Below are 19871 nucleotides of genomic sequence, written 5' to 3'. Positions count from 1 at the left end.
CATTGGGCACACTACAATGGGTGGCCCTCAAAGGTGTATTGTGAGCGTTTTCATGGTCCCCAAGCCTCGTGTCCAGCACAGTCGTGCTTTTTTCCTCGGTCTGCTGACTCTTCTGTTGGCAGGCCTGTCGGCGTGTTCCCCGGCGTTCAACTGGCGAGTTGTCCCCAATGAAGACTTGGGCTATTCCGCCACCTTTCCGGACAAGCCGGTGCAGGTGACTCGCCAATTGCAATTGCTGCAAGCCCAAGTGCCCCTCACCTTACAGGCGGCACAGGCGCAGGACGTGTATTTCGCGGTGGGCACCGTGCCCCTCACTGGCGCTTGGGCAGGCCGGGGCCAAGCATTGACGGCCGCCTTGGCCCAGGCTTTGGCCAACAATGTGCGGGCGCCAACCCCGCAGCTCAGCAGCGAGGAATGGCTGGGCCTGCCCGGGCAGCGGATCAGTCTTCAAGGCAGCCTGCCCGATGGTCGGCCTGCGGTCGTCATGGCCCGCTTTTTTGTTCACCGCGACGTGTTGTTTGAAGTGGTGGCCATGGGCCCTGCAACCGCATTGGGCGCCGAGGTCAGCACCCCTTGGTTCACGGGGTTTCGCCTGCTGGGCCGCTGACCTGAAAACACCATTTACATCCCAAAACCACCACCATGTTGACTCAACACCCTGACCTGCATCGCGAGCTGGACCCTGACGGCCATGAGCGAATCTGGGTTTCCGGCCGCCTGGCCGTTCGAATGTTTCTGCTGTTTGCAGCCGCCTACATGCTGTCGTATGCGTACCGGGCGATTAACGCCGTCATTGCGCAACCCTTGGTGCAGGAACTCAGCCTGAGTGCCGGGCAATTGGGGCTCTTGGCCTCCGCGTATTTTCTGGCCTTCGCAGTCATGCAGTTGCCGGTTGGCGTGATGCTGGACCGTTATGGCCCCCGGCGGGTTGAGGCTGTGCTGGTGTGCGTCGCTGCGTTAGGGGCGCTGGTGTTTGCCGCTGCGGACAGCTTCACCGGCCTGTGGGTGGGCCGGGCGCTTATCGGCGTCGGCGTTTCGGCCTGCCTCATGGCTGCCATCAAGGCGTATTCCCTCTACTTCAAGCCCCACATGCAGGCCAGCATGTCGTCGTGGATGTTGACTGCAGGCTCCTTGGGCGCCCTCACGGTGACCACGCCGGTTGAAGCGCTGTTGCCCCACTTGGGCTGGCGTGGTGTGTTTGTGGCCTCGGCCGTGTTGTGTGTGGCCAGTGCGGCGTCACTGTGGTTTGCCATGCCGGCCTTGTTCAAGCCGCAGAAGGCCGAGTCCCTTAGCGAAATGGCGGCGGGTTTTCGCACCATCTTCCGTCACCCCCATTTCTGGCGCGTGGCGCCCATGGCCACGGTGCTGCAAGGGGGCTTCATGGCCTATCAAGGCTTGTGGGTTGGCCCGTGGTTCACCGATGTGGTCGGTTTGAGCAACCACCAAGCCGCCATCAACATGTTCTGGATCTCGGCAGCGCTGATGTTGGGCTATCTGGTGGTGGGCACGGCAACCCGCCGCATGAGCAAAGCCGGCAAAGACGAAGACCTGATTCTGGTGGTGGGCATGGGCCTGGCCTTGGCCATTTTTGGGGTGCAACTGCTGCTGGGCAAACAATCATCCTTGTGGGTGTGGCTGGTGCACGGGTTGATGACCGCCACCTCGGTGATGACTTACACCACCTGCAACAAACCGTTTTCTCGTCACCTCACCGGCCGTTCAAGCACCGCCCTGAACCTGATGATTTTCGTGGGCGCCTTCAGCATTCAATGGGGCATCGGCTTGGGAATTGATGCGCTCATGGCCTTGGGGCTTGGCCGTGCCGATGCCATGCGGGGTTCCCTTGGCCTGTTGCTGGCCGGGCAGGTGGCCAGTTGGCTGTGGTTCATTCGCCCAGGCCGCGCATTAAGCCATTTGCAGATGCCTGTTCGCTAAGCAGCACCCATTTGCGCTTACGCCGCGCTGGCCACCGGCTTGCCCTGCACGGGGCCGGCGGGGTTCTGGTTCAGGCTGCGCCGGTACTGAATGGCGGTGGCCATGTGTTTGCGGTCGATGCGTTCGCTGTGGTCCAGGTCGGCAATCGTGCGTGCCACCCGCACAATGCGGTGTAGCCCCCGGGCCGACAGGTGCAGTTGCCGGGCCACGGCCAGCAACAGCTTTTCAGCCTCGGGTGTGGTTTTGCAATACAGGGCAATTTGGCCGGGGCCCAATTCGCCATTCAGGCAGTGTTGCCTCTCCAGCTGAACCGCTCTGCAGGCTTGCACTTCGGCCAGCAGGTCTGCCGTGCTGCGGGGCTCGCGCCCCTCGGTGGTGTTGCCTTCAGCGGCGAGTAATTCGGCGTGGTCCACGGGAAGCACTTCAATCGAAATGTCCAACCGGTCGGCCAGCGGGCCCGACAACCGCCCCTGATAGCGCCGCACCTGTTCAGGGCTGCATCGGCATTCCCGCACCGGGTGGCCCAGCCAGCCGCAGGGGCAGGGGTTGTGGGCGCACACCCACAGAAAACGTGCCGGAAAGCTGGCTTGGTGCCCCGCGCGGGAAATATTGACCCGCCCGGTTTCCAGAGGCTCACGCAGGGCCTCCAAGGCGCGCCGGTCATATTCCAGCACTTCGTCAGTGAACAGCAGGCCTTGATGCGCCAGCGTAATTTCCCCGGGCATGGGCGGGTTGCCACCACCAATCAAGGCCACCATGGATGTACTGGGGTGCGGGTTGCGGTAAGGGCGCTGAGCGTCCAGCCGGTCCCCTTCGCCCTTCAGGCTTCGAATGGCGGCCACATCCAGTGACTCTTCAAAGGGCAGCGCGGGCAGCAAACCCGACAAGCGTTGGGCCAACATCGATTTGCCCGAACCCGGCGGCCCCACCAGCCGAATGTGGTGCTGCCCGGCAGCGGCGGTCAGCAAGGCCCGTTTGGCCACATTGTGGCCAATCACCTCCCGCATGTCGGCACCTTCATGGGCAGCGCCACCCTCAGCAACGTTTGGGGCGGTGGGTTCCAGCGGGGTGCCATGGCCCACCAAGTGGGCCGCCACTTCAAACAGGGAATTGGCGCCGTACACCGCAAGGCCAGGCACCTGGGCTGCGGCTTGCGCCTGCGCTTTGGGCAGCATCAATTGGCGGGCGGGGTTGCGGCCTTGGTTGTCCCGGCGCACCGAAGCGGCCAGCGCCAAGGGGCTGCGCACCCCCACCAAGGCGCCTGACAGCGACAGTTCCCCCGCAAAAATCCAGCCGCTGGTGTCCGCTTTGGCCAATTGGCCCGAGGCTTGGGCAATGCCCAGGGCGATGGCCAAATCAAAGGCAGCGCTGCCTTTGGGCAGGTCGGCCGGCGCCAGGTTCACGGTGATGCGTTGGGCAGGAAACTCAAAACCGCTGTTGATGAGGGCCGATCGCACCCGTTCCCTGGACTCTCGAATTTCCGCGTCGGGCAGACCAACCAGCGCAAACGAAGGCAACCCCGACGACAAATGCACCTCAATGTGCACGGGTATGGCCTTCAGGCCGATGAAGGTAAGGCTGTTCAGCGTGGCAAGTGGCATGGTCTGGCCCAAAGGGTAAGCAGACCATTATGGGAAACACCGGCCCGCGCCCCTGAACTTGGGGTGCGGTGTGTCGCTAGGATGGGTGAAGCTTGGGTGGTGGGTTTCAGCCTTTGCCCTGTTCCAGTGCCTTCACCCGGTCTTCAAGGGCCAGCACCTTTTGGCGAAGGCGGTCGATCACCGCTTTCTGAATCTCAAACTCTTCCAGCGTCACAAATTCCATGTCCTGAAGGCTTTGGCGGATCAACTGGGTGACCGGGTTTTCAAGGTTTTGCAGGCCCCGCTGTCCCAGGAAATCGGACACGCGGCGGCTGACAGCATCAAAGGGGTTGGTACTCACGGCCAGACTCCAAAAGTAGGGGTTTTCTGCACCACGATGGTGCACTATAGTGGTGCACGGGGAGCGAATGCCAAATACTGATAAATCAAGGTGCCCGAAAACGGGGGATTTGTCATTATTTTACTGACCCATTTGGGGTGGCACGCTTCTCGCTAATCCCGTCTTGCCAAAAATTACACGGCATTCATCTTTTTTTAGGAGAGTGAGATGAAAAAACATTTGCTGGCCAACGCAGTACTCGCTGCAGTGTCAACTTTCGGGGCTTTCCAGGCTGCGTCCGCTGCTGACAATCCAATCACCGCCAACGTGACTGTTACATCAGACTATCGCTTCCGTGGTATTTCCCAAACCCTGACCAAGCCTGCCTTGCAAGGTGGTTTCGATTACGCCCATTCCAGCGGCTTCTACGTCGGTAACTGGAACTCCAACGTTGACTTCGGACCAGGCGTTGCCGGTGCAAACCTGGAAATGGACCTGTACGGTGGTTACAAAGGTGAATTCAAAGGTGTTGGCTACGACGTCGGCGCCATTCGCTACTACTACCCCAGCACAGTGGGCTTGGACACCACTGAAGTGTACGGTGGCCTGAGCTACGGCCCCCTGAGCGGCAAACTGTACTACACAGTGAGCGACGGCTACTTCGGTTTCCGCGGTGCTGCCCCCGCAACTGATGCCAAGGGCACCACTTACCTCGACCTGGGTTACACCGATGGCCTGCCCTTCTGGGACCTGACCCTGAACGCACGCGTCGGTATCGTTGACATCAAGAATGACAACGCTGGCGCCAATGCCATCAGCTACACCCACTACACACTGGGTGTGACCAAGCCTGTGGCTGGCCTGACACTGGGTCTGACTCTGCACAACGTGACCGACCTGGACAACAAAGGCTTCTACCAAGCCAATGATGGCCGCGGTGTAACGCGCAACCTGTACAAATCGGCTGCTGTGTTGTCCGTTTCCAAGTCCTTCTAATTGGGCTGAGACAGCGCTCTGAAGAGGGGCGCTGTTTTAACCCTCTTCAATTTCATTTTCAGGAGAGCGTAATGAAGCTAATCACAGCAATCATTAAGCCATTCAAGCTGGATGAGGTCCGCGAGGCGCTGTCTGCCATTGGCGTTCAAGGCATCACCGTGACCGAGGTCAAGGGTTTTGGCCGTCAAAAAGGCCACACTGAATTGTATCGGGGCGCCGAGTACGTGGTGGACTTCCTGCCCAAAGTGAAAATCGAAGTTGCAGTGGACGACAGCTTGGTTGACCAAGCCTGCGAGGCCATTGAAACCGCAGCCAAGACCGGCAAGATCGGCGACGGCAAGATTTTCGTATTCGACCTATTGAGTGTTACCCGTATTCGCACAGGCGAAACCGGTAAAGAGGCACTTTAATCGAGTGAGGAACCCCATGAAAAAATTTCTGACTGTCTGGCTGGCAGCGGCGGCACTGGGTTTCAGTGCAATGAGCCCAAGCTTTGCCCAGGAATCCACGGCAGCTCCAACTGCCGCACCCGCCGCCGCAGCGCCTGCTGCTGAAGCTGCGGCTCCTGCTGTTGCAGCGCCTGCTGCAGCCGCTCCCGCTGAAGCACCTGCCGAGGCTGCTCCTGCACCCGTGCCTGAAAAAGGCGACAACGCATTCATGATGCTGGCCACGCTGCTGGTGATCTTGATGACCGTGCCTGGCTTGGCCCTGTTCTACGGCGGCTTGGTCCGCAGCAAGAACATGCTGTCCGTGCTGATGCAAGTGATGGTGACCTTCTCCCTGATCGTTGTGTTGTGGTTCATCTACGGCTACAGCCTCGCGTTCACCGAAGGCAACGCATTCATCGGTGGTTTTGACCGTGTGATGTTGGCCGGTATTTGGGACAACGCCGCAGGTACATTCGCCAACGGCGCCACCTTCAGCAAAGGCGTGGTCATCCCCGAAATCATCTTCGCGGCTTTCCAGTCCACATTTGCTGGTATTACCTGTGCCCTGATCGTCGGTGCCTTCGCCGAACGTGTGAAGTTCAGCGCTGTGCTGGCCTTCATGGTGCTGTGGTTCACCTTCAGCTACATCCCAGTGGCCCACATGGTGTGGTTCTGGATGGGTCCTGATGCCTACACCGGCGCTGAAGTGGTTGACGCCATGAACGCCAAAGCCGGTTACATCTGGCAACTGGGCGCGCTGGACTTCGCTGGCGGTACCGTGGTTCACATCAACGCCGCTGTGGCTGGCTTGGTGGGTGCTTACATGGTTGGCAAGCGTGTGGGTTACGGCAAAGAAGCCATGACTCCTCACAGCCTGACCCTGACCATGGTTGGTGCCTCTCTGCTGTGGGTGGGCTGGTTCGGTTTCAATGCCGGTTCCGCTCTGGAAGCCAACGGTTTCGCTGCCCTGGCCTTCGCAAACACCCTGGTAGCCACCGCTGCTGCTGTGCTGGCCTGGTGTGCTGGTGAAGCACTGCTCAAAGGCAAAGCCTCCATGTTGGGCGCAGCCTCGGGTGCGGTAGCTGGTCTGGTTGCGATCACTCCTGCTGCAGGTAACGTCGGTATCGCCGGTGCCATCATCATCGGTCTGCTGGCTGGCTTCCTGTGTCTGTGGGGCGTGTCTGGCCTGAAGAAACTGCTGGGCGCTGACGACTCTCTGGACGTGTTCGGTGTTCACGGCGTAGGCGGTATCCTGGGTGCCCTGTTGACCGGTGTGTTCAACAGCCCCAACCTGGGCGGCCCATCCGCTGTGGCCGACTGGACCACTGTGACCATGATCGCTGCCGGTGATTACTCCATCGCCAGCCAGGTTCTGGTGCAAGCCAAGGCCGTGGTTATCACCATCGTCTGGTCTGCTGTAGTGTCTGTGATCGCTTACAAAGTGGTTGACCTGGTGATTGGTCTGCGCGTACCGGAAGAAGCCGAACGCGAAGGTCTGGACATCAGCTCACACGGCGAACAAGCCTACGTGAAGTAAAGTTCACTCTCCAACGAAAGTTGGAACTCCCCTCCGCCCTCGGGCGGGGGCTCCAAAGGCTCCTTCGGGAGCCTTTTTTGTTGCCTGTGCTCGCCAGCTATCAACCGACGCCAAGGTCTGCACAGTGAACAGCACCCCGAGTGCGAACGGCTCTCGCGGCCGATCTGCACGGCCTCCCCACCCTTGGCGACGGTCCATTGGTTAATCCCGCGCGTGACCTCTCGATCGCGGAGGTCGCCCCTCTAAAACACACGGTCGGGGCCGCCCTCTGATCGCGCCTGCTCGGTCCGCTTGGGCCAATGGCCCTGAATGTCGCTGCAGGGGAGGAGCACCGTGCGTCGCCCAGAATTCAAGCACTCCAGCGCCAATCGATGCCCGGGTCTGTACAGTGAACATTCAAGCGCCCCGGCTGGTTGGCCACGCAGGGCGGGCGAGCGAACGACCAGACTTGTCTGAGCCCTGCAAGGGCGAGTTGTCTGGGAGGCGAGTCCGCGCGTGGACACCTTGGCCTTCGGGGCGCTGTTTACAGTACAGGCCCGGGTATCGGTTGGGGTAAAGCTGAACGCTGGGCGTTTTCCCGCCCCCACGCCGGTTTGCACTGCACAACGCCCAAGCCCCGCAAAGCGCATTACACTGACAGCCTGTGCATAACCTGGAACTCACCACATGGTTCCCCATTTGGTCACCGCCTTGACAGGCCCCCTGCTGGACTTGGAAAAGCGATTCCTCGACAACACAACCGCCATCGAACGCTGGTTCCGCATGGCCTGGAACGACAACGTTCCCCCGTTCTACAGCTCGGTCGATGTGCGCAACGCCGGCTTCAAGCTGGCCCCGGTGGACACCAACCTCTTCCCCGGCGGCTTCAACAACCTGGCCCCCGAAATGTTGCCGCTGGCCATTCAGGCGGCCATGAGCGCCATTGAGCGCATCTGCCCCGAAGCCCGAAGCATGGTGCTGGTGCCCGAGCGCCACACCCGCAACACCTTTTACCTCAGCAACGTGGCCCGCTTGGTGGCCATTCTCAAGCAGACCGGGCTGGACATTCGCTTGGGCTCTGTGTCCGAGGAAATCACCGAACCCACCCGGTTCGAGCTGCCCGATGGTCAAAGCCTGTTGATCGAACCCCTGGTTCGCAAAGGCAACCGCGTGGGGGTGGCTGGCCTTGAGCCGTGCGCTGTGTTGTTGAACAACGACCTGTCTGCCGGTGTGCCCCCAGCGCTGCAAGGTTTGAACGGCCAAATCGTGGTGCCGCCGCTGCATGCAGGCTGGGCCACCCGCCGCAAAAGCACGCACTTCGCTGCCTACGACAGTGTTGTCGAGGCTTTTGCTGAAGAACTGGGCATCGACCCCTGGTTGATCAACCCCTATTTCGCGCAGCGCGGCCAATTGAACTTTCATGAGCGTGTGGGCGAGGAATCGCTGGCCGATGCCGTCAATGAAGTGCTGGCCAAAACACGGGTGAAGTACGCCGAATATGGCATCACCGAGCAGCCTTATGTGGTGGTCAAAGCCGATGCAGGCACCTACGGCATGGGCATCATGACCGTGAAGGACGCTGCCGAGGTGGTTGCCCTCAACCGCAAACAGCGCAACAAAATGTCGGTGGTTAAAGAAGGCCTTGAAGTGTCGGACGTGATTATCCAAGAGGGTGTTCACACCTTTGAAAGCATCGACGACGCCGTGGCCGAACCCGTGGTGTACATGATCGACAAGTACGTGGTCGGTGGCTTCTACCGTGTGCACACTGGCCGTGGCCGCGATGAAAACCTGAACGCGCCCGGCATGCACTTTGTGCCCCTGGCCTTCCAGTCGCCTTGCAACACGCCCGATTGCAGCGATCAACCCGACGCCGCAGTCAACCGCTTCTATGCTTATGGCGTCATTGGCCGCTTGGCTGCTTTGGCCGCCGCACAGGAAATTGAATCGACTGCTGGCGTGGGGCTCACATCATGAGCCTGTCCAGTTTTGTCTGTGTCATCGACCCCCTGCACAGCCTGAACCCGAAAAAGGACTCGTCCATCGCCATGCTGGAAGCCGCGCAGGCCAAGGGCATCCGCATCGGCGTGATTGAGGACGGCGGGCTGTGGTGGGCGCAAGGGCAACCGGTGTCCGCCAAAGTGGTGTGGATACAGATCGACCGCAGCCAAAAGCCTTGGTACACCGTGCTGTCCGAAGACACACAGGCCCTCAACAGCCTGGGCGCAGTCATCATGCGCAAAGACCCACCCTTCGATGCCGAATTCGTCACCTCAACCTGGCTGTTGGAGCAAGCCGAGCGCGAAGGCGCTCGCGTGTTCAACAAACCCTCGGCGATTCGTGACCACAACGAGAAATTCAGCATCGCCCAGTTTCCGCAGTTCGTGGTGCCCACGCTGGTGTCCCGCAACGCCGACCAACTGCGTGCGTTTTTGGACACTTGGCCTGACGCTATTGCCAAGCCCTTGGATGGTATGGGCGGCTCCTCAATTTTCCGGATGACCAAGGGTGACCCCAACACCGGCGTCATTCTTGAAACCTTGACGCAGCATGGTCAGAAAACCGCCATGATCCAGCGCTACATTCCCGAAATCGTCGATGGCGACAAACGGGTGCTGCTCATCAACGGCGAACCCGTGCCCTATTGCCTGGCCCGTTTGCCCAAGGCGGGCGAGCATCGGGGTAACCTGGCTGCCGGGGGCACAGGCCGTGCGCAACCCTTGTCTGAAACCGACCTGGCCATTGCCCGAACTCTAGGCCCAGTGCTGAAAGCGCGTGGGCTGATGCTGGTGGGGCTGGACGTGATCGGCAGCAATCTCACCGAAGTCAATGTCACCAGCCCGACGTGTTTCCGCGAAATCATGGACCAGACTGGCTATGATGTAGCAGGGCAGTTCGTGTCAGCCATTGAGGCTGCTGTGCTTGGAGAGTCCGCATGTTAGGCTTGGTGCTGGTAGGGCATGCCCCCTTGGGGCAGGCCACGCTGGAAGTCATTCGACACATTCTGGGTGAAGTGCCCGAGGGCGTGGTGGCCATTGATGTAGCGGCCGACGCTGTGGTCGAGCACACCGTGCTGCGCATTCAGGAAGCTGCCAAAGATGTGAACACCGGCGAAGGCGTGGTGTTTCTCACCGACCTGTTTGGGGCCACCCCGTCCAACGCAGCACAGCGCGCCGCGGCTGAGGGCCTGAACGTGCCCACCGTGCTGGTGGCTGGTTGCAGCGTGCCCATGCTGGTGCGCGCGCTCAGCTACCGCAATGTGCCCCTTTCAGAAGTGGGCGAAAAACTGGTCAGTGGCGGGCGCAATGGCATTGTCAGCACCGGCCCCACCACCCCACAACGACAAACCAACAACCCTGCACCGAATCATGATTCAGCAAGACATCACCATCAGCAATAAACTGGGTCTTCATGCGCGTGCCTCCGTCAAACTGACGCAGACAGCCAGCAAGTTCCAGAGCGAAGTGTGGATCTCCAAAGCCGGTCGGCGGGTCAACGCCAAAAGCATCATGGGTGTCATGATGCTGGCTGCCGGCAAAGGCCAGGACGTTCGCCTTGAAGCCGATGGACAAGACGAGCAACAGGCCATCGATGCTTTGGTGGACTTGATCAACGACAAATTCGGAGAAGGCGAGTAAGCCTTCGACCCAGTAACCCAGAACACACAGAGGCGCCCAAGCGCCCAGGAAACACTTCGGAGCAGACATGACCCTGGCCTTGCATGGCATTGCTGTGTCGCGCGGCATCGCGGTAAGCCGAGCCCTGGTATGGGACACGGCCATGCGCGACATTCCGCGCAACCGCATCGACAAAAAATCAGTCCGTTTTGAGAAAAAGCGGTTTGATCTGGCCGTCAAACGCGTCACCGAAGAACTCACCGACATTCGCGGCCAGTTGACGCAAGACTCCCCGGCCGAGTTCGACGCCTTGCTCAACCTGCACAGCCTGATTCTTCAGGACCCGATTCTGTGCGAAGCGCCCAAAGAGTTGATTGCCAGCAAGATGATCAACGCCGAATGGGCTTTGGTCGAGCAGATGGAAGTGCTGCTGGAACAGTTTGCCGCCATCGAAGACGATTACTTCCGCGAACGCAATGCCGACGTGCGCCAAGTGGTGGAGCGCGTGCTCAAAGCCCTGCGCGGCCACGCCACGGCTTTGCCGCTGCCGCCCGAAGACGACAATGAAGACCCTTGGTTGATCGTTGCCCACGACATTTCACCCGCCGACATGGTGCAGCTCAAGGGCCGCCGCGTGGGCGCGTTCGTCACTGAAATGGGCGGTGCCACCAGCCACACGGCCATCGTGGCCCGCAGCTTGGGCATTCCCGCCGTGGTGGGTGTGCCCCGCGCGCTGGAATTTGTGCACAACGGCGACTTGGTGGTGGTCGATGGCAAGGTTGGTGCGGTGTTTCTCGACCCAACCCCCTCCGTCATTGATGAATACCAGCGCAAACAGGCCATTTTGGCCTTGTCGCGCCAGCGGCTCAAACGCCTCATCAACACCGAAGCCAAAACCCAGTGTGGCCGCCGCATTCAGTTGATGGCCAACATTGAATTGCCGGACGACGTAGAGCGCGTGGTTGAATCCAACGCCGACGGTGTGGGCCTGTTCCGCTCGGAATTCCTGTTCATGAACCGGAAAGACTGGCCCTCCGAGGACGAGCAGTTCGAGGCCTACCGCAAGGTGATCAAGGCCATGAAGGGCAAACCTGTGGTGGTTCGCACGCTCGACTTGGGCGCCGACAAAACCCTGCAGGTGGACGGTGGCAGCGGCGGCCCGCCTGCCTCCAGCACTTCGGCGCTGGGTCTGCGGTCCATCCGGTTCAGTTTGGCCGAACCTGCAATCTTCCTGACTCAAATCCGCGCGGTGCTGCGTGCGGCCAAGTACGGGCCAGTGAAAATTCTGCTGCCCATGCTCACCAACCTGCGCGAAACCCGGCAGGCCATGGCCTACATCGACCTGGCCCGCGAGCAACTGCTGGAGCGGCGCATTCAGGCCACTCAGGAAGTGTCCATCGGCGGCATGATCGAGGTGCCCGCCGCAGCCCTCAGCCTGCCGCATTTCCTGAAGTATCTGGATTACGTTTCCATCGGCACCAACGACTTGATTCAATACACCCTGGCCGTTGACCGGGTGGACCACCAAGTCGCCCACCTCTACGACCCGCTGCACCCCGCCGTGCTTCGCTTGGTGCATGAAATCATCAGCAGCGCCCACAAGGGCGGGGTTGAAGTCAGCGTGTGCGGCGAAATGGCAGGCGACATCCGTTTGACGCGCCTGTTGCTGGGCATGGGCCTGACGCAATACTCCATGCACCCCTCCCAGTTGCTGGACGTGAAAGAACTGCTGATGAAAACCGACTTCGAAGTCACCCAAAAACTGGTCAAACGCATCACCCGGGGCTTTGAAGTCGACAAAATCCAGGCCCTCATGGATCAACTGAACGAGGACTGAGCACGCTTCACAGCCCGGTCTGGCCCTTTGCGATTTATACTCAGGGGCTTACAGGCAAGTTTTGCCCAAAACCAATACGCCGTGAACACCGTGTCCGATCCTCAGTCCGTGGGTTTTGTCGAACCCCAAGCCTTTGAATTCACCGAGCCCTTGGTGCTCGAGTGTGGCCGTTCGCTTGCGCCCTACACCCTGATGGTGGAAACCTACGGCACCTTGAACGCCGACCGCAGCAATGCGGTGCTCATCTGCCATGCCCTGAACGCCTCTCACCACGTGGCGGGCCTGTACGAGGGCGAAGACAAAAGCTCCGGCTGGTGGGACAACATGATCGGCCCCGGCAAACCGCTGGACACCAACCGCTTCTTTGTCATCGGCGTGAACAACCTCGGGTCCTGCTTTGGGTCCACCGGCCCCAGTTCCCCCAACCCGGCCACTGGGCAGCCTTACGGCGCCGACTTCCCTTTTGTGACGGTGCAGGACTGGGTCAATGCCCAAGCCCGGCTGGCCGACCGCTTGGGCATTCAGCAATTTGCCGCCGTCATGGGGGGCAGCTTGGGCGGCATGCAGGCCCTGCAATGGAGCCTGAGCTACCCTGACCGCCTGCGCCACTGCATGGTGATTGCGTCCACCCCCAAGCTCAGCGCCCAAAACATCGCGTTCAATGAAGTGGCCCGTCAGGCCATCGTGTCCGACCCTGATTTCCACGGCGGGCACTACTACGCCCACGGCGTGGTGCCCAAGCGTGGTTTGAGGCTGGCCCGCATGATCGGCCACATCACCTACCTCTCGGGCGACGACATGACCGAGAAGTTTGGCCGCAACCTGCGCAATGACGACTATAACTACGGGCTGGATGTGGATTTTCAGGTGGAGTCGTACCTGCGTTACCAGGGCGACAAGTTTGCCGATTACTTCGATGCCAACACCTACCTGCTGATCACCAAGGCGCTGGACTATTTCGACCCCGCCCGCCACACCGGCGGCGACTTGGCCCAAGCCCTGCAAGCGGCCAAGGCGCGCTTCCTGCTGGTCAGCTTCACCACCGATTGGCGGTTTGCACCCGACCGCACCCGCGAAATTGTGGAGGCGCTGCTGGCCAACCACCGCGACGTCACCTACGCCGAAATTGACGCGCCTCATGGGCACGACGCCTTCCTGCTGACAGACGAGCGTTACCACAACGTGGTGCGCCGCTACTTCGAACGCATCGCCAAGGAGGTGGCATGAGCTGGTCCATCACCCGTGGCTCGTCCCAAGCCCTGCCCATCACCGTGCCCCGTGTTGACCTTGACCTCATCGAGTCCTGGGTGCCCCAAGGCGCCCGTGTGCTGGACTTGGGCTGCGGCGACGGGGCCTTCCTGGCCCGCCTGATGCGCAACAAAGGCGTCACCGGCTATGGCGTGGAAATTGACGACAGCAAAATTCAGCAATGCGTGGCCAATGGCGTCAATGTCATTCAGCAAGACCTGGAAGCCGGGCTGGCCATGTTCAACGACGCCGCGTTTGATGTGGTCATCCTCTCGCAAACGCTGCAAGCCATGCACAACACCGAGCGTATTCTTCGGGAAATTGCCCGCGTGGGCCGCGAAGGCATCGTGTCTTTCCCCAACTTTGGCCACTGGTACCACATACTGGCCATCGCCTTGGGCCGCATGCCCGTGTCCAAACAAATGCCCTACCAGTGGTACAACACGCCCAACATCCACCTGTGCACGGTGCGCGACTTCGAAGAACTCGTCCTCAGCATCGGCCTGACCCTCACCGGCAAGCGCCTGTTTGTCGATGGTCATGCCGTGGACTTTCTGGGTGCCTTGCGCAGCACCCTGGCCGTGTACCGCTTCCAGCCCCAACGGGCCTAAGCCCCCGCGCCCATGACAAGCACCCCGGACAAGCTGCTCACCGCCCGCCAGTTCCGGTACTGGACCCGCGTCAAGCGCATCACACTGGGCATTCTGGGCGTGTGGATCACCCTCATCCTCGGCTCCGTCACCTTCGCTTTCGGGTCCACCCAACAGCTTTTCGGGATTCCTTTGTCCTATTGGATCATCTCGGGCGGGCTTTTGCTGAGTTTCCTGCTTCTGGTCATTTGTTATGCTGTTCTCATGGACAGGCTTGATGCCTCGATGAACATGAACGCGACGGTCAACAGTCGCGATGCCCAAGCAAATGCAGGAGACAAGGATGAAATACAGCCAGGGCGAGGTCGCGCAGACCGCCACTAGCACCACACCCCCATTGCGCTTTGTCACAGGCTCCAGCCTGTTCGACGGGCATGACGCCGCCATCAACATGATTCGCCGCCTGCTGCAAAGCCAGGGCGCTGAAGTGGTCCACCTGGGCCACAACCGGTCGGTGCAGGAATTGGTGGACGCGGCCATTGATGAAGACGCCGATGGCCTGGCCGTCAGCTCCTACCAGGGTGGCCACAACGAATTCTTCATGTACACCGTGGACGAACTGCGCCGCCGTGGCGCTGGGCACATCCAAGTGTTTGGCGGTGGTGGCGGGGTGATTCTGCCCTCAGAAATTCAGGCCCTGCAAGACTACGGCGTCAACCGCATTTACAGCCCGCAAGACGGGCAACGCATGGGCCTGGAAGGCATGATCGGCGACATGATTGCCCGTGCCGCCGAACACCGCGCCCGCCGCACCCCACTGGTGCCCAGCGTCAACCCGGCCGGGCTGGAACCCTTGCAAGCTGATTGGGCCAAGCTCACGCAAGCCATCACCGCGCTGGAACGCGGAGCCTGGGGTGGCGACAGCCTTCAAGCACTCCGCACTTTGGCACAAGCCTCAAAAACCCCTGTACTGGGCATCACCGGCACGGGCGGTGCGGGCAAGTCCAGCCTGACGGATGAACTCATTCGCCGCCTGCGCATGGACCATGGCGACCAACTGAACATTGCCGTGGTGTGTGTGGACCCTTCCCGCCGCAAAACCGGCGGTGCCTTGCTGGGCGACCGCATCCGCATGAATGCCATCGGCCCTTGGCAAACCCAGCCCGGTGTGCCTGCCCAAGCGCGTGTGTTCATGCGCTCACTGGCCACGCGCGATTCCGCACAGGAAGTGCCTGCCACCCTGCCCGACATCATTGCCCTGTGCAAAGTCACCGGCTTCGACCTGGTGATGGTGGAAACCCCCGGCATTGGCCAGGGCGATGCAGCCATCGTGCCGCATGTGGACTTCAGCCTGTACGTGATGACGCCCGAATACGGCGCAGCCAGCCAGCTTGAAAAAATCGACATGCTGGACTACGCCGACTTCGTGGCCGTCAACAAATTCGACCGCAAAGGCGCGCTGGACGCGCTTCGCGACGTGGCCAAACAAGTGCAGCGCAACCGCATGGCCTTCACCACCATGCCCGACGCCATGCCCGTTTACGGCACACTGGCCAGCCGGTTCAACGACGACGGTGTCAGCAGCCTGTACCGCGCCCTGCGCGAAGCCCTGCCACTGGCCAAACCCCAAGCGGGTTTGTTCGCCCAATTCACCACCCGCCATTCCACGCTGTTGAAGGCCGTGGTGCCAGCCGAGCGCACGCGCTACCTCGCTGAAATTGTGGACACCGTGCGTGGCTACAAAAAACAGGTGGCCCGCGACGTGCAGGCCATGTACCAACGGGAATGCCTGCAAGAAGCCCAGCGCCTGTTGATTCAGGCCAAACCTGAAAAAACCAAAGCGGCTGACGCCTTGGGCGACATTCTGGACGCACCCGGTGCGCAACTGAGTGCCGAGGCCCGCCAGTCCATGGCCGAGTACGAACGCATTGCGCGTGGCTACGAAGGCGATGTGCTCACCTACACCGTGCGCGACAAAACCCTCACCGCGCCACTGACCGTAACCACCCTGTGCGGCCTGAAAATCAACCGCGTGGCCCTGCCGCGCTTCACCAGCAAAGCCGACTTGCTGCGTTTTGTCATGCTGGAAAACCTGCCCGGCTACTTCCCGTACACCGCTGGCGTGTTTCCGGTGAAACGCGAAGGCGAAGACCCAACCCGCATGTTTGCCGGTGAAGGCGACCCCGCCCGCACCAACCGCCGGTTCAAATTGTTGTCGGCCAGCAGCGAGGCCAAACGCCTGTCCACCGCATTCGACTCCGTCACCCTGTACGGCTTCGACCCCGACCTGCGCCCCGACATTTACGGCAAAGTGGGCACCAGCGGCGTCAGCGTGGCCACGCTGGATGACATGAAAGTGCTGTACAGCGGCTTTGACCTGTGCGCCCCCAGCACCAGCGTGTCCATGACCATCAACGGCCCCGCGCCCAGCATTCTGGCCATGTTCCTGAACACCGCCATCGACCAGCAAGTGGACAAGTTCACGGCCGAACACCGCCGTGCGCCCACTGCTGAAGAACATGCGCAAATCAAGGCGGCCACTTTGAAAGCCGTGCGCGGCACCGTGCAGGCCGACATTCTGAAAGAAGACCAAGGCCAGAACACCTGCATTTTCAGCACCGAGTTCAGCCTGCGTGTCATGGGCGACATTCAGCAGTACTTCATCGACAAGCAGGTGCGCAATTTCTACAGCGTCTCCATCAGTGGCTACCACATTGCCGAAGCGGGGGCCAACCCAATTTCCCAATTGGCCTTCACCCTGTCCAATGGCTTCACCTTTGTGGAAGCCTATCTGGCGCGTGGCATGCACATTGATGACTTCGCACCTAACCTCAGCTTCTTCTTCTCCAACGGCATGGACACGGAATACACCGTGCTGGGCCGTGTGGCGCGCCGCATTTGGGCCGTGGCCATGCGCAACCGCTACAACGCCAGCGACCGCAGCCAGAAGCTGAAGTACCACATTCAAACCAGTGGCCGAAGCCTGCATGCGCAGGAAATTTCCTTCAACGACATTCGCACCACCCTGCAAGCGTTGATCGCGATTTACGACCATTGCAACAGCCTGCACACCAATGCGTACGACGAAGCCGTCACCACGCCCACCGAAGAAAGCGTGCGCCGCGCCATGGCCATTCAGCTCATCATCAACAAGGAATGGGGCCTGGCCAAAAACGAAAACCCCAATCAAGGCGCGTTCATCATTGATGAACTCACCGAACTGGTTGAGGAGGCTGTGCTCTCAGAACTGGAACGCATCAGCGAACGCGGCGGCGTGCTGGGTTCCATGGAAACCGGCTACCAGCGCAGCAAGATTCAAGAAGAATCCATGCACTATGAAATTCAGAAGCATGACGGCACCTTGCCCATCATCGGTGTCAACACCTTCCTGAACCCCGGCGCGGACGACGAAGCCCTCAACTCGCTTGAACTGGCCCGCGCCACCGAAGAAGAAAAGCAAAGCCAGTTGCAGCGGCTGGCCGACTTCCACACCCGCCACGCCAGCGAAAGCGGGGCCATGCTCAAGCGCCTGCAACAGGCCGCCATGGCTGGCGACAATGTGTTCGAGGTGTTGATGGACGCGGTGCGCGTGTGCTCGCTGGGGCAAATCACCCGCGCATTGTTCGAAGTGGGCGGGCAGTACCGCCGTTCCATGTAAGGCTTAGCCCAGGTGCCCGGTTTTCACAAAAATCAGGCAACCCTGGGTTGAGAATGGCGTGTGCAGGCTGCGGTGCGGGCTGCGCAGCCAGGTGCCTGCGGGGTAGGCCCCGTGCTCGTCTTCAAACACGCCTTCCAGCACAAAAATTTCTTCACCGCCCCAATGCTGGTGCGCGGTGAAGCGCGTGCCCGGTGCCCAGCGCACCAAGGCCGTGTGGCGTGTTTCAAAACTGTCCAGCGGCATCACACTCAGGCCTGGCACCAAGCCGGGCCGCCAAGTGTAGTCCTCGGGGCGTAGGGTTACTTGTTGCTGGTCGTGCGGGCTGAGGTGGCGCAGCTTCACGAAAATCACACAGCCGGGGGCCGACCCTGGCGCGTGCGCAGTGCCCACCGGGTTCTTCAAGTACGAGCCCGCCGGGTAACTGCCATGCTCATCTTCAAACACGCCTTCCAACACCAGAATTTCCTCACCGCCACCGTGTTCATGGCGGGGAAACTGGCTGTTGGGTGCATAGCGCACCACCGACGTGGCGCGGGCCACCTCGCCGCCGTCGCGTTCAATCATGCGGCGGTCAATGCCGGGTGTGGGCGAAGTCACCCATTCCAAAGCGGTGGTATCCACCACCGCGCGTTTGCTTAAATCAGCGTGCAACTGCATGGGTTTGGTTTGAATGGGTTTAACTGACAATGTCTTCAGCCCAGCGCTTGAACTGGTTCAAGCTGGCTTTAAACAGGTGGTCCACCTCGGCCAACTGCTCATCCACAAATTCGCGAATGGCCGTGCCGGTGTTGCCCGGGCGTATGTCCAAGTGCGCCTCGGTTTGCCCGTCGGCATTGTGCACCCGCATGTCCAGCTTGCGGGCAATTGCCAGCATGGCGTCGTTGTCCACCAGCGTGAAAATAAACAGGCGTTCCACCCCTTCATTGCGCACGCGCTGCAAAGCCCGCTTGAACAGCAGCGTGCCCAGGCCGTGGCCGCGCATGTCCGCATTCAGCGACAAACCCAACTCCGCCGCCTTGGGCGCGGTTGAGCCTTCCTTCCTGGGGAAAATGCTGATGTGCACCACACCCAGCAACACGTTGTCTTTTCCGAAAATGCCGAACAGCGAGTCCTGAGAAAAATCAATCTTCGTGACGTACTTCGCAATGGCCCCGTCGCCCAGCGCGTAGCTGAAGCGCAAACGGCGGTCTTCCTGACCCAGCGCCAGCAGATGTGCCAAAATCAAAGGGCGGTGGCTTTCATCCAGCTCCACAATGGGTACTCTGGACAAACCCAGCAAGGCGGCAGCCCGGCGGCCCAACACACTGGGCACATCGAACCATTCAATGGCTTCGGATGACATACACTACACCTGACCCCGTACAGGGCCTTGGAACACAATGCACCCATGATCCCCCAAGACTTTCCAGCTCCGCAAGCCGGGACACACCCCAGTGGAATGTTCCTTCAAGTCCGCCCACTGGGCTTGGTGGAGTACGAACCCACCTTCCGCGCCATGCAGGCCTTCACCGAAGCCCGCACCGACGCCACTGCCGACGAATTGTGGGTGTGCCAGCACTCGCCGGTGTTTACCCTTGGCTTGGCAGGTGACCCTGCCCATTTGTTGCAGCGCAGCAACATACCGCTGGTACAAGTGGACCGGGGTGGGCAAATCACCTACCACGGCCCCGGCCAAATTGTGATTTACCCCTTGGTCAACCTGCCCCGGCTGGGGCTGAAAGTGCGTGAATACGTGGCCTTGCTGGAAGACGCCATCATCCTCAGCCTGGCCCAGGCCGGTGTGCCCGGTGCGCAGCGCAAACCCAACGCCCCCGGCGTGTACCTGCCCAAAGGCGGAGCGCTGGCCAAAATAGCCGCGCTGGGCATCAAAGTGCGCAAAGGCTGCACCTACCATGGGCTTGCCCTGAATGTGGACATGGACATGGCCCCCTTCCTGCAAATCAACCCGTGCGGGTATGCAGGGCTGGAAACCATCGACTTGCGCTCAATCGGTGTTAAAATTTCGTTGGATGAAATGCAAATTCTTCTGGTGAAAAATTGTAGTGAGGCCTTGGCACGCCAGCAACAGGCGGTGATCATGGGTACTCCGGGCACAACGCCCACCACCAGCCCAGCCGGAGTGTGAT

Annotated in this window: 19 protein-coding genes; 15 read left to right on the top strand and 4 right to left on the bottom strand. The window is 60.6% G+C overall.

Annotated elements, in window-relative coordinates; all coding sequences use genetic code 11:
* The first annotated feature begins 52 nt into the window (after positions 1-52).
* Together ACK4FF_RS01180 and ACK4FF_RS01175 are read left to right on the top strand one after the other, a co-directional pair.
* Positions 53-607 carry a hypothetical protein gene (locus ACK4FF_RS01180; protein WP_409703712.1) on the top strand — a complete coding sequence of 185 codons (555 nt, stop codon included), beginning with the start codon at positions 53-55 and terminating at the stop codon, positions 605-607.
* A 35-nt stretch (positions 608-642) separates the two neighbouring features.
* Entirely contained in the window at positions 643-1935 is a 1293-nt protein-coding gene (locus ACK4FF_RS01175; protein WP_409703709.1) for an MFS transporter, read from the top strand.
* 17 nt (positions 1936-1952) lie between these two features.
* Here the strand turns inward: ACK4FF_RS01175 and ACK4FF_RS01170 are convergent, their stop codons facing one another.
* Both ACK4FF_RS01170 and ACK4FF_RS01165 read right to left on the bottom strand, forming a co-directional pair.
* On the bottom strand, positions 1953-3536 hold the full coding sequence (locus ACK4FF_RS01170; RefSeq protein WP_409703706.1) for a YifB family Mg chelatase-like AAA ATPase: 1584 nt from the start codon (positions 3534-3536) through the stop codon (positions 1953-1955).
* Between the two features lie 106 nt (positions 3537-3642).
* A complete protein-coding gene (locus ACK4FF_RS01165; protein WP_409703703.1) occupies positions 3643-3876 on the bottom strand; it encodes an accessory factor UbiK family protein in 234 nt (77 codons plus the stop codon).
* 207 nt (positions 3877-4083) lie between these two features.
* On the opposite strand from ACK4FF_RS01165, the gene ACK4FF_RS01160 reads away from it, so the two are divergent.
* The 12 genes from ACK4FF_RS01160 to icmF all read left to right on the top strand — a co-directional run bounded on the left by ACK4FF_RS01160 (position 4084) and on the right by icmF (position 17745).
* The gene (locus tag ACK4FF_RS01160) at positions 4084-4851 is read left to right on the top strand and encodes a TorF family putative porin (protein WP_409703700.1); all 768 of its coding nucleotides are present in this window, start codon (positions 4084-4086) and stop codon (positions 4849-4851) included.
* Positions 4852-4922: 71 nt separating this feature from the next.
* Positions 4923-5261, top strand: a complete 339-nt coding sequence (locus ACK4FF_RS01155; protein ID WP_409703697.1) for a P-II family nitrogen regulator — start codon at positions 4923-4925, stop codon at positions 5259-5261.
* Positions 5262-5277: 16 nt separating this feature from the next.
* Positions 5278-6816, top strand: a complete 1539-nt coding sequence (locus tag ACK4FF_RS01150) for an ammonium transporter (protein WP_409703694.1) — start codon at positions 5278-5280, stop codon at positions 6814-6816.
* Between the two features lie 666 nt (positions 6817-7482).
* Positions 7483-8772, top strand: a complete 1290-nt coding sequence (gene gshA, locus ACK4FF_RS01145; protein WP_409703691.1) for a glutamate--cysteine ligase — start codon at positions 7483-7485, stop codon at positions 8770-8772.
* A complete protein-coding gene (gene gshB, locus ACK4FF_RS01140) occupies positions 8769-9737 on the top strand; it encodes a glutathione synthase (RefSeq protein WP_409703688.1) in 969 nt (322 codons plus the stop codon). Before gshA ends, gshB begins: the two co-directional genes overlap by 4 nt.
* Positions 9731-10195 carry a PTS sugar transporter subunit IIA gene (locus tag ACK4FF_RS01135; RefSeq protein WP_409703685.1) on the top strand — a complete coding sequence of 155 codons (465 nt, stop codon included), beginning with the start codon at positions 9731-9733 and terminating at the stop codon, positions 10193-10195. The genes gshB and ACK4FF_RS01135 overlap by 7 nt, the downstream gene beginning before the upstream one ends.
* Positions 10164-10433, top strand: a complete 270-nt coding sequence (locus ACK4FF_RS01130) for an HPr family phosphocarrier protein (RefSeq protein WP_409703682.1) — start codon at positions 10164-10166, stop codon at positions 10431-10433. Before ACK4FF_RS01135 ends, ACK4FF_RS01130 begins: the two co-directional genes overlap by 32 nt.
* A 67-nt stretch (positions 10434-10500) precedes the next feature.
* Entirely contained in the window at positions 10501-12249 is a 1749-nt protein-coding gene (ptsP, locus tag ACK4FF_RS01125) for a phosphoenolpyruvate--protein phosphotransferase (protein WP_409703679.1), read from the top strand.
* An 81-nt stretch (positions 12250-12330) separates the two neighbouring features.
* The gene (locus tag ACK4FF_RS01120) at positions 12331-13476 is read left to right on the top strand and encodes a homoserine O-acetyltransferase (protein WP_409703676.1); all 1146 of its coding nucleotides are present in this window, start codon (positions 12331-12333) and stop codon (positions 13474-13476) included.
* The gene (metW, locus tag ACK4FF_RS01115) at positions 13473-14108 is read left to right on the top strand and encodes a methionine biosynthesis protein MetW (RefSeq protein WP_409703673.1); all 636 of its coding nucleotides are present in this window, start codon (positions 13473-13475) and stop codon (positions 14106-14108) included. The genes ACK4FF_RS01120 and metW overlap by 4 nt, the downstream gene beginning before the upstream one ends.
* Before the next feature lie 12 nt (positions 14109-14120).
* A complete protein-coding gene (locus tag ACK4FF_RS01110; RefSeq protein ID WP_409703670.1) occupies positions 14121-14471 on the top strand; it encodes a sodium/substrate symporter small subunit in 351 nt (116 codons plus the stop codon).
* Positions 14431-17745 (top strand): fused isobutyryl-CoA mutase/GTPase IcmF, encoded by a 3315-nt coding sequence (gene icmF, locus ACK4FF_RS01105; RefSeq protein WP_409703667.1) that lies wholly within the window; start codon positions 14431-14433, stop codon positions 17743-17745. Before ACK4FF_RS01110 ends, icmF begins: the two co-directional genes overlap by 41 nt.
* Before the next feature lie 3 nt (positions 17746-17748).
* Here icmF and ACK4FF_RS01100 read toward each other — a convergent pair whose 3' ends face one another.
* Together ACK4FF_RS01100 and ACK4FF_RS01095 are read right to left on the bottom strand one after the other, a co-directional pair.
* Positions 17749-18402 carry a cupin domain-containing protein gene (locus tag ACK4FF_RS01100; protein ID WP_409704821.1) on the bottom strand — a complete coding sequence of 218 codons (654 nt, stop codon included), beginning with the start codon at positions 18400-18402 and terminating at the stop codon, positions 17749-17751.
* Positions 18403-18421: 19 nt separating this feature from the next.
* The gene (locus ACK4FF_RS01095) at positions 18422-19087 is read right to left on the bottom strand and encodes a GNAT family N-acetyltransferase (protein WP_409703664.1); all 666 of its coding nucleotides are present in this window, start codon (positions 19085-19087) and stop codon (positions 18422-18424) included.
* A gap of 96 nt (positions 19088-19183) precedes the next feature.
* On the opposite strand from ACK4FF_RS01095, the gene lipB reads away from it, so the two are divergent.
* On the top strand, positions 19184-19870 hold the full coding sequence (gene lipB / locus ACK4FF_RS01090) for a lipoyl(octanoyl) transferase LipB (protein ID WP_409704819.1): 687 nt from the start codon (positions 19184-19186) through the stop codon (positions 19868-19870).
* Position 19871 lies beyond the last annotated feature (1 nt).

Origin of the sequence: Limnobacter sp. (genome assembly GCF_046297615.1) — a bacterium.
Lineage (GTDB): Bacteria > Pseudomonadota > Gammaproteobacteria > Burkholderiales > Burkholderiaceae_B > Limnobacter.
The sequence above is the reverse complement of the archived record's forward strand: the minus strand, read 5'-3'. Positions and strand labels throughout refer to the sequence as shown.

Coding starts and splice junctions, on each gene's coding strand:
- ACK4FF_RS01180 (WP_409703712.1), top strand. CDS start 53: ATGGTCCCCAAGCCTCGTGTCCAGCACAGTCGTGCTTTTTTCCTCGGT.
- ACK4FF_RS01175 (WP_409703709.1), top strand. CDS start 643: ATGTTGACTCAACACCCTGACCTGCATCGCGAGCTGGACCCTGACGGC.
- ACK4FF_RS01170 (WP_409703706.1), bottom strand. CDS start 3,536: ATGCCACTTGCCACGCTGAACAGCCTTACCTTCATCGGCCTGAAGGCC.
- ACK4FF_RS01160 (WP_409703700.1), top strand. CDS start 4,084: ATGAAAAAACATTTGCTGGCCAACGCAGTACTCGCTGCAGTGTCAACT.
- ACK4FF_RS01155 (WP_409703697.1), top strand. CDS start 4,923: ATGAAGCTAATCACAGCAATCATTAAGCCATTCAAGCTGGATGAGGTC.
- ACK4FF_RS01150 (WP_409703694.1), top strand. CDS start 5,278: ATGAAAAAATTTCTGACTGTCTGGCTGGCAGCGGCGGCACTGGGTTTC.
- gshA (WP_409703691.1), top strand. CDS start 7,483: ATGGTTCCCCATTTGGTCACCGCCTTGACAGGCCCCCTGCTGGACTTG.
- gshB (WP_409703688.1), top strand. CDS start 8,769: ATGAGCCTGTCCAGTTTTGTCTGTGTCATCGACCCCCTGCACAGCCTG.
- ACK4FF_RS01135 (WP_409703685.1), top strand. CDS start 9,731: ATGTTAGGCTTGGTGCTGGTAGGGCATGCCCCCTTGGGGCAGGCCACG.
- ACK4FF_RS01130 (WP_409703682.1), top strand. CDS start 10,164: ATGATTCAGCAAGACATCACCATCAGCAATAAACTGGGTCTTCATGCG.
- ptsP (WP_409703679.1), top strand. CDS start 10,501: ATGACCCTGGCCTTGCATGGCATTGCTGTGTCGCGCGGCATCGCGGTA.
- metW (WP_409703673.1), top strand. CDS start 13,473: ATGAGCTGGTCCATCACCCGTGGCTCGTCCCAAGCCCTGCCCATCACC.
- ACK4FF_RS01110 (WP_409703670.1), top strand. CDS start 14,121: ATGACAAGCACCCCGGACAAGCTGCTCACCGCCCGCCAGTTCCGGTAC.
- icmF (WP_409703667.1), top strand. CDS start 14,431: ATGAAATACAGCCAGGGCGAGGTCGCGCAGACCGCCACTAGCACCACA.
- ACK4FF_RS01100 (WP_409704821.1), bottom strand. CDS start 18,402: ATGCAGTTGCACGCTGATTTAAGCAAACGCGCGGTGGTGGATACCACC.
- ACK4FF_RS01095 (WP_409703664.1), bottom strand. CDS start 19,087: ATGTCATCCGAAGCCATTGAATGGTTCGATGTGCCCAGTGTGTTGGGC.
- lipB (WP_409704819.1), top strand. CDS start 19,184: ATGTTCCTTCAAGTCCGCCCACTGGGCTTGGTGGAGTACGAACCCACC.